This is a genomic window from Bacillus sp. DTU_2020_1000418_1_SI_GHA_SEK_038 (genome assembly GCF_032341175.1).
Taxonomy (GTDB): Bacteria; Bacillota; Bacilli; order Bacillales; family Cytobacillaceae; genus Cytobacillus.
On sequence record NZ_CP135435.1, the window covers coordinates 540,286 to 552,706 of the forward strand.

The 12,421-nt window shown below is 36.5% G+C and carries 12 protein-coding genes and 2 pseudogenes; 12 read left to right on the forward strand and 2 right to left on the reverse strand.

Annotated features, from left to right (window positions below; genetic code table 11):
* Positions 1-70: 70 nt before the first annotated feature.
* The 4 genes and pseudogenes from RRV45_RS02875 (at position 71) to RRV45_RS02890 (ending at position 4,074) form a co-directional block, all read left to right on the forward strand.
* Complete coding sequence (locus tag RRV45_RS02875) at positions 71-244, forward strand: hypothetical protein (protein ID WP_315667245.1); 174 nt, start codon at positions 71-73, stop codon at positions 242-244.
* A 731-nt stretch (positions 245-975) separates the two neighbouring features.
* Positions 976-1,053, forward strand: a pseudogene (locus tag RRV45_RS02880) (methyl-accepting chemotaxis protein); the annotation flags it as partial.
* Between the two features lie 214 nt (positions 1,054-1,267).
* Positions 1,268-1,975: a hypothetical protein gene (locus RRV45_RS02885; protein WP_315667246.1), complete on the forward strand. Its 708-nt coding sequence runs from the start codon at positions 1,268-1,270 to the stop codon at positions 1,973-1,975.
* A gap of 1,360 nt (positions 1,976-3,335) precedes the next feature.
* Positions 3,336-4,074: pseudogene (locus RRV45_RS02890) on the forward strand (ABC transporter ATP-binding protein).
* A gap of 353 nt (positions 4,075-4,427) precedes the next feature.
* Here RRV45_RS02890 and lspA read toward each other — a convergent pair.
* A complete protein-coding gene (gene lspA / locus RRV45_RS02895; protein ID WP_315667247.1) occupies positions 4,428-4,865 on the reverse strand; it encodes a signal peptidase II in 438 nt (145 codons plus the stop codon).
* Between the two features lie 226 nt (positions 4,866-5,091).
* Between lspA and RRV45_RS02900 the strand changes: the two genes are divergently transcribed.
* Positions 5,092-5,544: a hypothetical protein gene (locus tag RRV45_RS02900; RefSeq protein ID WP_315667248.1), complete on the forward strand. Its 453-nt coding sequence runs from the start codon at positions 5,092-5,094 to the stop codon at positions 5,542-5,544.
* 56 nt (positions 5,545-5,600) lie between these two features.
* On the opposite strand, the gene RRV45_RS02905 is transcribed toward RRV45_RS02900, so the two are convergent.
* The gene (locus RRV45_RS02905) at positions 5,601-5,723 is read right to left on the reverse strand and encodes an FbpB family small basic protein (protein WP_315667249.1); all 123 of its coding nucleotides are present in this window, start codon (positions 5,721-5,723) and stop codon (positions 5,601-5,603) included.
* A gap of 223 nt (positions 5,724-5,946) precedes the next feature.
* On the opposite strand from RRV45_RS02905, the gene RRV45_RS02910 reads away from it, so the two are divergent.
* From RRV45_RS02910 to RRV45_RS02940, 7 genes are all read left to right on the forward strand, one after another.
* Positions 5,947-6,468 carry a P-loop NTPase family protein gene (locus tag RRV45_RS02910; RefSeq protein WP_315667250.1) on the forward strand — a complete coding sequence of 174 codons (522 nt, stop codon included), beginning with the start codon at positions 5,947-5,949 and terminating at the stop codon, positions 6,466-6,468.
* 305 nt (positions 6,469-6,773) lie between these two features.
* Entirely contained in the window at positions 6,774-7,799 is a 1,026-nt protein-coding gene (locus tag RRV45_RS02915) for an ABC transporter substrate-binding protein (RefSeq protein ID WP_315667251.1), read from the forward strand.
* Positions 7,800-8,302: 503 nt separating this feature from the next.
* Positions 8,303-8,872: a vWA domain-containing protein gene (locus tag RRV45_RS02920; RefSeq protein WP_315667252.1), complete on the forward strand. Its 570-nt coding sequence runs from the start codon at positions 8,303-8,305 to the stop codon at positions 8,870-8,872.
* Positions 8,873-8,932: 60 nt separating this feature from the next.
* Positions 8,933-9,634, forward strand: a complete 702-nt coding sequence (locus tag RRV45_RS02925) for a vWA domain-containing protein (protein WP_315667253.1) — start codon at positions 8,933-8,935, stop codon at positions 9,632-9,634.
* Between the two features lie 57 nt (positions 9,635-9,691).
* Positions 9,692-10,390: a hypothetical protein gene (locus RRV45_RS02930; RefSeq protein ID WP_315667255.1), complete on the forward strand. Its 699-nt coding sequence runs from the start codon at positions 9,692-9,694 to the stop codon at positions 10,388-10,390.
* Positions 10,391-10,428: 38 nt separating this feature from the next.
* A complete protein-coding gene (locus RRV45_RS02935; RefSeq protein ID WP_315667256.1) occupies positions 10,429-11,268 on the forward strand; it encodes an SAF domain-containing protein in 840 nt (279 codons plus the stop codon).
* A 34-nt stretch (positions 11,269-11,302) separates the two neighbouring features.
* On the forward strand, positions 11,303-12,421 hold the full coding sequence (locus RRV45_RS02940) for an AAA family ATPase (RefSeq protein ID WP_315667257.1): 1,119 nt from the start codon (positions 11,303-11,305) through the stop codon (positions 12,419-12,421).

Genomic DNA, 12,421 nt, shown 5'->3' on the forward strand with positions numbered 1-12,421 from the left:
CGAGTGTTACTGACAATGTATATTGAGTATGTTTCTGCAACCTCCAGAAGAAACAACCCTGGGAAGTTGTTTGAACTTCGGCAGAAATCAAGCGAAATTAAAATATGTGGCAAAGTGGGACGATAATGATTATTATGGGAGTGCTTACCTATATGAAGCCTTAAATACATTTGAGTGTACAAAGGATGATATTGTTGGAAAAAGGACTGGTTTCATGTATTTCCCGAAAACTAAGGAATTATGATTACGATTCCCGGGCCACGAATCAAAAAGGGTTAGATTAATATTCGGGGGAACTGTTATTGCTGAAAAATGGTAATGGAGGAAGTCCCTTTTTTAGATGTATCATTGGGGGAAGATGAGACTTTTCTGAAAAATGCAAAGGCTAAGGGATATCATATCTTTTCGACCAGTCGATATAATTATACTTACTTCAGATGGGATTCCAGTGAGCATACATGGAGGCCTGCAAGCAAGTATTTAAAAAGTACATCACGACACATTAGTTTTATTGATAATTTTAGAAGTATCGTAGATAAAGAAATTCTTGAATAAGTAAGCCACTTGAGGACAGGTTCATTAAATCTTGAAAAGCAGTCAAAAGGAGTTTGTACTCTGGTATATTCTAGAAAATTTCAGGGAGTTCATCAATCTTCATCCTTCCTTTCGAGATTTTACAGTGGACCCGTCTTAATGAAGAACTATAACTTAGTTGTTATGCAAATAAGTATTTTGGGACAACCGGGGACAGACCCTAATTATTCCACTCTATTAAAAAGGCCGCGTAGAATAGATTCTCACGTAGCTTTTGCTAGTGCTTTTATTATTTTTCTCCACCGATTTCAACAAGAATTTTGGCTTGTGACAGGTCACTAGACAAGGTATGGAATCCTTCTTCAGATCTAGCTTAATCTTCTTTGTCATGATTGGCTTAACATTGTTATTATCATCACCTAAATTTCAATTGATTTTTTAAATGTATTAGCTCTAGATGCCGCTATTGAAGCGGCACGTACAGGAGAAGCAGGAAAAGGGTTCGCTGTTGTGGCTGAAAATTCAGTTTACTCTTCCTAACCTTTAAATTTCTTCTAATTATATTTGTTACTTTGGGAATTGAATGTTTTCTGTAGGGTTAGCTTTAACTGCCGCATTCAATCCTCAAGAAGAGTCCTGATTGTATCGTATCGCTGGGCGATATAACTTGCAAATAAATCTAAAAACCTTCATATTTAATAGTAAAGGAGTTTAATAGTAAAGGAGGACCGATATGCGACGTGATATACAACCGAATGAACAAGCTTTCTCTTCTAAGGAAGTGGCGGAAGAGGTAGGGATTGCAACTCCCACTGTTAGAAAGTATGGCCAAATCTTAGAGCGAAATGGATATGAGTTTTTGAAAGATGGGGATCGACGTATCTTTGTTCAATCTGACATCGAAGCGCTTATAGCGTTACGCGATACGGATAAGCCGCTAGACGATACAGCTAAAGACCTTGTGATTCAACAAAAAGAAAGATTAGAAGAATCGCATGAAACAGAGATTGCGATAACCGATACATATGGAAATTTACCTTATGACCCCAATCAATTAAAAGAGGTCTTAACGTTTTTAGTCAATGAACTCGCAGCCGCACGTGAGTTGAATGTTCAACTGACGAATGATATGTCAGAGCTTAAAACAAAGGTTTCCCGACTCCAGCAAGATCATCATGTTATTAGTTCTAGCATTGGAAATTCAGCTCAAAAAACTAATGTTAAAATTGAAAAATTAACTGAACAACAAAATATCCATTACGAAGCATTGCTGCAACAAGAAAAACAAAAAAGTGAACTCTTACAAAAAGAAATACAAAATATGCGTGACGAACAGAAAAAAGAATGGAGTTCACAAAATGACTTTAATAAACGTTTAGAAGAAGCGATACAAAAACCTAAAGAAAAATGGGGAGGGCTTTTCTCCATATTCCGAAAATAAGGTGACTGTTAAAGTTTATTATGCCTGTCTGTGTAAAGATTTGTGGAAGGAAATTTTTGATGTGTAAAATTTAAGCGATAGGCATCAAAGAATAAACACAGCATGATTATAGCGTTGCCCGATACGGACATGTTTCTAGAGGATATAGCAAAAACCTTGTGCATCAACAAAAATAAAGATTAGAATGAACCAATGAACTTGTAGCCTCGCGAGAATCGATACCTAACTTTTATTCAATCTGTCAGTTTCAAACAAAGGTTTCCCGGCTCCAACAGTTCATCAGTCCTTAATAGAGTTCCTCAAAGAACAGGGCTGGCCAGCTCAGTTTTTATTCGTATCGCTAGGCGATATGCCTCGTAAGAAAATCCCTGGAACCTTTCTCTTTAAGAAAAGCAAGTCTGATATATGACATGATATAGATCTGATGAACAAGTATTCTCTTCCAAGGAAGTAGGAATGCAACACCCACTATTCAAGAGTATGGCCACATTTTAGAGTGAAAAGGGAATAAGTTTTTAAAAGAGAGATCGATCCGCGTATCTTTGTTCAATCCGACATGGAATTGCATATAGCGTTGCCCGATACAGATAAGCCTCCAGATGATACAGAAAAAGACCTCTTGAAAAACAAAAATAAAGATTAGAATGAACCAATGAACTTGTAGCCACGTGTGGATTGATACATACCGGATAATCAATATGTATCAGTTTAAAATAAAGGTTTCCCGGCTCCAACAGCCCATCATGTCCTTAATAGAGTTCCTCGAGAACAGGGCTGGCCAGCTCTGTTTTTCACCCGTATCGCCGGGCGATATGCCTTGCGATAAAATCCCCGGAACCTTTCTCTTTATGAAAAGCAAGTCTAATATGTGACATGATATACATCTGATGAACAAGCATTCTCTTCTAAGGAAGTGAGAATGCATTACTCACTGTTCAAGAGTATGGCCACAATTTAAAGCGAAAAGGATGTAAGTTCTTAAAAGAGAGTGATCCGCGTATCTTTGTTCAATCCGACATCGAATTGCTTGTAGCGTTGCCCGATACAGCAAAAGACCTCATGAATCAACAAAAAGAAAGATTAGGGGCAACCATTGAAACGTAGATTGCGATACCTAATACATTTGAAAATTCCCCCCTCGACCTAACCAATTAAAAGAAAACATAATAATTCATATTTCAACAAATTTCCTGGGGAATATCGACAAATTATAAGTAGATATCGACAAAAGTTAGCAGCATTTGAAAAAACATTAATTTTGCAAATATGAAAGTAAGCATACTATCGGATGGTACGGTAGGACTTCGCATTATTAGTCTGAGCTCTGCTGACAGCGGTTATTATAATAGAAGCAAAAAGTATGAACAAAAAAATAGCATTAGGAAAAGATAATGAGCTCCATATCTTAAAAGATGTAAACTTGGAAATAGAAGAAGTGAATTCGTATCGGTCATGGGACCATCCGGAAGCGGGAAGTCAACACTGCTATATAATGTAAGCGGTATGGATAGAATTACTTCTGGCAGTGTGAAATTTAAAGGCAGTGAAACCAGCAGCCTAAAAGAAGAAGAACTGGCAAAGATTCGACTGAAAACAATGGGATTTATCTTTCAGGATATTAATCTATTAAAGAATCTATCACTGATTGACAATGTTATGTTTCCTGCTCTTGTATCAAAAGGTGCGGATAAAAATGCGGTAAATCAAAAAGCAAAAATCTGCTGGAAATGACCGGAATTGAGAAGCTTGCAGACAATAATATCACCCAGGCATCTGGCGGACAGCTGCAGAGAGTCGGCATCTGCAGAGCAATGATAAATAATCCGGATATCATATTTGGAGATGAACCGACCGGAGCATTAGATTCCAAGTCGACAGAAGAGATTATGTCTATTCTTGCAGAGATTAATAAAAAAGGGACAACCGTAATGCTTGTTACGCATGATGTGAAGGTGGCAGCAAAAACTGAAAGAATCCTGTTTATGGTAGATGGAAATATTGTTGCACAGAAGAAAATGCGTAAATACGATATGCAGCATGACGATATTAAGCAAAGAGAAGAAAGCATTATGAAGTGGCTAGTGGAAAATGGGTTCTAATTTTTTATTGGTTTTTGCATAAAATTCATATGCGAAATTTATTTGGTATGTTCTAAAGGGAAAATTTTTATAAGTAAAGATACGCTAACAATTTGCTAACGCTATTAAGTGGAAACAAGATGTTACAATGGTGATTGTCAATAACCTTGATATACTGAAATTTACACACAAAACGTGAAAGATATTACACTCTCTCACCATGACGGCGGCATGATGTAATAAAGCCTTACCAAATAAAAAGAAGCTTCCCACAAGTCATTAGACTTTTGAGAAGCTTTTTTTGCAAGATAAATATAACTTTTCTCTCGATGTTTTGAGTAAGCCAATTCTTAAATAAGTGATACATGCACGTCCTACCGCTTATTTTTCAACCAGCTAACGATTCCATAAATAATAAGCAGTAACACACCGATCTCAATGGCGTGGTCGGCCAAGTTAAGAATTCCACCAGAGCGAATGATGAAATCTGTCACCTGACCAAACAAGAGTCTATCAATGCCATTTCCAATTGCTCCTCCTACTAGGAAACCAAAACTACTATCGATGAGAGCTCCCTTCATTTCTCCAGTTCTGCGAAAATATAAAACACTTATCACGAACAACACAGCCACAACTCCGAAGAGCCGTGCATAGCCTGGCAAGAAACCTCCTGCCATCCCACTATTTTCGATGTGTGTGAGTTGTATTCCCCACAAGGTAAATGTTTCATTAATATCAATGTATATACGAATTAGATATTTAGAAACCTGATCCATCACAATAACGAGGATTGCAATTACATAAAATAGCATATATATCCTTCTTTCTTACAGAATTTTTTGCATCCTAATCATCATTATAATTGAAGGTTTTTTTTCTAACCTATCATGACGCTCTTGTATGTTTGTTCAATAATCTCTTTCAAATCGATGGGTTTAAAAAGCAATGGTGAAAGTGTACCGCTTCTATTTTCATTTCTTATGTTACAATGGAGATATTCATATTAGGGGATTTATGAAAGTGAGGGGATCGGAAAAAATGTCCACTGTTCTTACATATTTTGTTACCCTTATTGCCATTGTGATTTCAGTATTTGTTACACTTTATATCAAGTCTGAACTAGAGCGGATGTTTCAAGAAGAAAAAGATGTGTTCGCTTTTCATATATGTAATGTGATTATTATCTTAATGGTTGCTTTTATAGTAAATGCTGTAATGACTATTTATATCAGTGGGAATGGATTCAATTGGATGTTGCAGTTAGTCATTCTCGTACTCATCAGCTTACCCATTTATATTTCGGGGCATTTTGCATTTGAAAAATATAAGTTTGTTTATCGAAAGTACAATACTGCTGAGAACGGAAAAGTGATTGTACTTAATGAAAAGTACCTAGGGAAAAAACGGCCGGCAATATTCAAAGCTTATAATGCTGCTGCTAAGGAAAGTAATTCAGATAAATATAGAAAAAAGAGGCTGCACCATCGTTAAGGAAATTGATGGGAGCCTCTTTTTTATTTATCCAAAGGGAAGTACAATTTTAAGATCTAAGCTAGTCTTTTTAACTCATGCCGTGCTTCTATCCGTTTTTCAATTTTCTCTAAAGCCTTCTTGTCATTTAATAGTTCCTGTTTATTTTCTTCTATAAGTTCCTTCAATGTTTTACGCATTATTTATCCTCCTGTTGTCTATGTTTAGTCAGAATATTCTATACTTATATGATACACCTATTTGCACCTGTTAAAACTTAAATATTTGAACAATTTGTGAAGTTTTGTACTTAATTTAAACTTCGGGAAAATTATGTGTTTTATATATGAAAGTAATTTGGAATTTGATAAGGTTTTCATAAGATGGTCCTATAAGACAAAGGCAAAAGGTGGAGAAGTATTTGTGAAACGCATAATGGTAGTTGGTATCTCCTCCGGGGTAGGTAAATCAACCTTTGCACGTAAGTTGGGGGAAGTGCTGGATATTCATGTGTATCATTTAGATGCTCTTTTTTGGAAGCCAAACTGGGTGGAAGCACCAATAGATGAATTTTCAGAGGCTCAGCGTCAGATCGTCAATCAAGATCAGTGGATAATAGAAGGAAATTACACGCCGACTTTTAGCATTCGTACAGAACGGGCAGATACAATCATATACTTAGAGCTTCCTATATATATTTGTTTGTACCGTGTGCTGAAAAGATGGGTAATGAACATAGGAAAAACCCGCCCGGATATGGGAAAGGACTGCAAAGAAAAAATAGATTGGGCTTTTATTAAATTTATACTGACTACTTATTATCCACGTAAGAAAAAAATGGCCGAACGATTTCAGGCATTTCAAGCCACGGATTCTAAAAAGGTAATCTTGTTGATAAATAAACAGGAGATCGAAGCGTTTTTGAGAACTTATGTGGATAAATAGTATAAAATCAATAATATAGAAAAATAGATAAGTAATGACCGTCTATCATTAGTAGAAATATAATTTTAAACAATAGACTGCTGAGTTCCCAATCTCATTGGCTAAAATAAAACACAGTAAACTAACATCTTTGTATAAACAGAGGTGTTTTTTATTACTTTAAAGCCTGAAAGATTTTTTCAATTTTCTGTTGTTTGTAGGTGGATAGGCATGGTATTATCAAAATATTACAATTAATAATACTTGATTAGATTCCTAATAAGTTCAAGTAGAGTAAAACTAGTAGAGTAGAGGAGAGAAGAAACATGAAAAAAATTTGGATGACCCTATTATGCTGTATGTTGCTCGTGCTTGCAGCTTGCGGAAACAGCAGTGAAAGCAGTAGCAGCAGTAGCAGCACGGACAACGGAGGAGACAATAAAGAAGCAGAGAAAACAGTTAAAGTTGGAATTATTCAGCTAGTAGAACATCCGTCTCTAGATGCAGCTCGAGAAGGTTTTGTTGCAGCATTAAAGGACGCTGGATATGAGGAAGGAAAAAACCTGAAGCTTGATTATCAGAATGCTCAAGGTGACATGAATAATAATATGTCAATTGCCCAAAACCTTGTGGCTGATCAAAACGATGTCATTCTTGCTATTGCAACGGCTAGTGCACAAGCAGTTGTACAATCTACTAAAGAGATCCCGATTCTCTTTACAGCGATTACAGATCCAGTAGGTGCAAATCTAGTTGAAAGCTTTGAAAGCCCAGGCGGAAATGTAACTGGTACATCAGACACACATCCAGACGCCATCAAAAATACAATTAACTCTATTAAAGAGTTCATTCCTGATGCGAAAAAAGTAGGGATTATCTACAATTCAGGTGAACCCAACTCAGTGGTTAACGTAGAAAACGCGAAAAAGGTTATTGCAGAAATAGGATTGGAAGCTGTTGAAACATCCGTTTCAACAAGCTCAGAAGTCAAGCAGGCTGCTGAATCTTTAGTCGGAAGAGCAGACGTTTTCTATATTCCAAAAGATAACACAGTTGTATCAGCTCTTGAATCAGTAATCACTGTAGCAAATGACAAGAAAATTCCAATGTTTGTTGGAGAAGGAGATTCCGTCAAGCGTGGAGCTTTTGCATCATACGGACTTGACTATCATGATCTTGGCTACTCAACTGGAAAAATGGCAGTCGACATTCTAAACGGTAAAAAGCCAAGTGATATTCCAGTCGGCTTCCCTGAAAACCTAGAGCTTGTCATTCATAAAAAAGCTGCAGAGCTTCAAGGGATAACATTGACTGAAGAAATACTGAAGGATGCAAAAATAGTTGGAGAATAATTTATGAATGAAAACCGATGTCGGTCATGACATCGGTTTTTGTGTTTTTTACAGAACGGGTTATGTATCCTAAGTATTTCATTGGTAGGACAGTTTTACTAGTTTCCCGTAAAACGCTTTCATCTAGCAAAATATATTCGAAACTATTCGACAATGTAAAATTTTATCCGAAATTCAAAAAATAATATAAAAGTCCTATAAAATGTAATTTTTGTCATCTTAATCATACGAAAAATTTATTTATATTACTATAAATCTCAGAAAAAATGACAAAGGAACCGTTTCTGACTAAGGCGTTTTTCCTGAAAAAAGCACTAATTTCAAGATATTTACAGGAGTAATTTAACAGACAATATTCGACAAAAAATATGGGAGTATTTGACCAAATTGTGAACAGATGTTACTAAATATATAACGAACAATTAATTTCAATAATTTGGATTTTTTTAATGTGAAATAGAGCTACAAGGAAATTTGGACATGTGCCTTAGGGGGAGACGAGTTTGAAATTAATACATATAGCACCAGTTTTTCTAAGTATGTTGTTTGTAATCGCAGGATGTTCAAGTGTCGAGACAAATGAGAAAGAAAAAGAGTCGAAACTATCTGCGGTGGAAAAACAAAAGGAAGAAGAAAAACAGGCTGTAAAGATTGAATACCCAGCGGCTGCAACGGAAGCTGAGGAAATTGTCCACCAGCTGATTGGCGTGAAGCTGGAAGGTATGTATTCAGACGCTAGACCGGATAAGGAAGACGTGGATATAGATAATCTAATGTCCGAATTTGGGGTAGAAGAACTTGGAAATGAAGAAATCTATAATGGCTTGGTGCATTGGTTTGGTTTGGACTATACAGAAGTAAATGATGTTCTAGCCAATTATGAGCCGGATTTTGGAGAACTGGACATAACAAAGGAAAAGAAAAAAATCAAAAACATAGCTGTCCATATTGACTCAAGCGGAAGCATGGCAGCAGTGGTTCCTGGAGGAGAGAAAATGGCATTGGCAAAAGGAGCAATAAATAGATTTGCTTCAGGACTGCCTTCAGATTCAATAATTTCTCTGCGAGCCTAGGGACATAAAGGAACCGGAAAAAACGAGGATAAGATAATATCCTGCTCAAGTACAGAAGTCATGTACGAAGCAAATACTTTTAATGAAACTGAATTCAATGAAGCACTAAACAAATTTAAGCCAAGCGGCTGGACACCTTTGGCTTCATCGATCAAGGCTGGCTATGAAGATTTAAAGGCAAAAGCGGGAGAAGACACTGAAAACATCTTATTTATTGTCAGTGACGGAATTGAAACATGTGATGGCAACCCAATCGAAGAAGCTAAGAAACTAGCAGAGTCAGACCTGAAAGTAAAGGTTTATATCATTGGCTTCAATGTGGATGATGCCGGTCAAAAGCAGCTTAAGGATACGGCCGCTGCAAGCAATGGAGAATATTACACAGTGAATTCAAAGGTGGAACTGGAGAATACATTCAAGAAGCTAATGGAAGAAGCCGTTAACACGATTGCCAAAAACAATCAGAAAGCCGTTAATGGCATTAATGTCAATTTCCGAACAGCGGATTTAAGGGAACAATTACGTGGAATTGAATCATCATTTATGAAGGTAGTCAGCCTGGAAAATGATGTTATTAGGGAAGCTCTCTCAAAGCTTGAAGCAGAGGGGAAAATTGAAAGCGCTGATGTTGACGAAATTCAAGATAAGCTAAAGGCCCGGTACGACGCACTGGACGTCTATGCAGAAAGCCTTGTTGATCAAGGGATGGAAAAGATTAATAACAAAAGAGAAGAATTGTTCAGCATTATAAATGGAAGTTGATTTTGTAAATAATGTTCATAGAACAGTTAACGTTGAAGAGGGAAGAGAGGATTCAAAGTGCATATCATTATAGATGAATCTTTAGGATTACCCGAGAGTGTGACAGAATCAGCCTTTATTAGAAGCCCCAAATTGAAAAAGGACTTTCCTTTAATGGATTATTTAAATGGCAGTAAAAAAACTTTTAGTCAAAAACTGCCATTAATCAATAGGGGACTTCAAGACGAGCTAGAGGATGTAGACAAATGGTTAAAAGAATACAAGGAAGTTCTCTATGTATATGATTCATTCATCACTAGCAAAGAGAGCATCAATAGACTAAAAAACTGGTATTTTCCCAGTCATAAACTAATCACGTTGGATGGTGCAATCAATAAATCAGCTGCTATTTACATACTTCAGAGAATTCAAGAGCAAGAAGAGGAGAATATACTCCCTTCTTTTATTCCTCTGCAAAGATTTACCATTACCAATCATTCGAAATTTCATACAGCTCCCAACTACTTGAAGCTAAAAAGAAAGAAACGAAAGAAGAATAATAAATATTATCTGATGGACAGCCTTTCTAAAGAATTACTCTTAACAGGTCCAAAAGAAGAATTACTCAGGAAGGTTCAAGAAATGAGTCAAACAAAATCGATTTTTATTGCTTCAAGAGAGAATCTTGACATCGATTTAGCATCTGTATCATTTTTTCAGCTTGAAGAAAATAGTTTACCTCTTAGTTTTGACAATATTGATATTTTCATTGCTTAAGAGACAGATAGATAAAGAAAATATTGGAGTGACAATGGATGATCGATGCTAAAAGGAAAGCCATTATATTTTTAACGATTTCTTTTTTGCTGGCAATCGTTGCAGCCGGTGTAATTCTTGTTCAGATCAATCAGGCTCAGCAAAAATTAGGGAAAACCGTTGCAGTAGCTACAGCAGCAAAAGATATTAAATCCTATCACGAAATTAAAGAGTCAGATATAGAGTGGATACAGATGCCGCAATCGAGTGCTTATTCTTCCTTAATTACAAGTGAAAACGAGTTTAAGGATGCAATTTCAGTAGCGGAAGTTAAAGAGGGGGAGCTGCTGACTAAAGCTCTCGTCCGTAAGAAATTAGATATTCCTATCAATGATCGTGTCGTATGGCTAAATGCAACAAAAATTGTCTTAATTGATCAAGATGTTGCTGAAGGAGATCTTGTTGATATTATCGTTTCGGAAGAAGTGAATGGCAGTCTGCAAACGAAAAGGCAATTCCAAAATGTAAGTGTTGTTCAAGTGGATGAGCAAGAGGAAGGTCGATCAAGAATAAAGATTTCTTTAAACGTTGAAAATGCAGAAAGAATTATCCATTATCAAAATTCGGCTGTACAAATAAGGGTCTTACGGGTGAATCAAGCTTCTTCAGGTGAGCAAGACCAGAAAAAAACAACTGAACAGAAAGCTTCAGAAAAGCAAGAAAAGGCAAGTACTACCCCACCTGCTGCAGAAACGGCTGAAGATCAAAAAGCAAACACAAACAACGATGCTAAATCTGAAGAACTGGCAAAAGACGTTGCAGAAGAAAAAGAAAAGCCAGTGGAACAAAGTCAACAACAGCAATCTTCTAATGATCCAAAGTCTGAAGATAAAAAGTAAAATACGAAAATGAAGTTTTGGAAGGGTGCAATACATGAGTGCATATAAAGGGTTGCTGATCACGAAAGATTCAAGATGGAGTGAACTCATCCAACAGCTAATTGAAAATGAAAATATTGATATTACAGTTATGCCTGAATGGAAACGAACTTTTCAGGAACAGCATAACTATCATTATATTTTTGCTGATATTGACTCAATTGAAAATCCTGAGCAGCTAAAAAACAACTCTAAAAGCAGCTTAATTGCCCTTGCAAGGAGCCATGACTTTCTCCTTGCAAGAACGTGGCTAGTTTCTGGGGCAAAGGATGTTATTGTTTTCCCGGATGAAAAGGAACGATTAATTGAATTAGTCCGATATACAAGAGATCAGTTCCGGCTGCAAAAGGAAACAAACGCAGGATATGGTACAGGGCAAGTCCATGCTTTTTATAGCGCAAAGGGCGGCAGCGGCAAAACGCTTTTATCGGTATTAGCAGCTCAGTCTCTCAGCATTCATCACAATCTAAAAGTTTTATTAATTGATATGAATGCACAATTTGGAACAGCTGATTCCTTATTTGGCATACAGCCAATTAGGTCCTATTATGACTTAATTCCGGTTTTGGATGAATTGGATATTAGACATATTCAGAATGTGTCCAATGTTCATGAGGAAACGAGGGTGAGCATTTTAAATGGTCCAGCAAATCCAGCAGTTGCGCAGACTATTCCAGATGAACTCATGAACAGAATAATTAGAGTGGCCAGCAATCACTATGATTATATTATTCTAGATCTGCCAACGAATATCGACAACCTAACCTTTACTGGCCTTAGCCTTGCTCAGCATATTCATTACATAATGACTCCTGATAGTTTAGGGATGCGGGCTTATAAGTATGCGGAGGATCTTTTTGAACGTTTTCAAATTGGAAGAGGGGAACATTTTTCATTGATTGTCAACCGTAATCATTCTAAGTCCGAATTAACAGTCAAGGACATCGTAAAGATTATCGGAAAAGAAATACAAGGAACCATTAGTGCAGATTATTTTGCTATTCAGCCCTATCTCAATATGGGAGAAAGCTTCTTTAAGAAAAAGAAGGATAAAGGAGCAAGTAAAGTAACAAGAGATATGAAGAAATATGTGGAGGAATTACTAAAGCGTTAA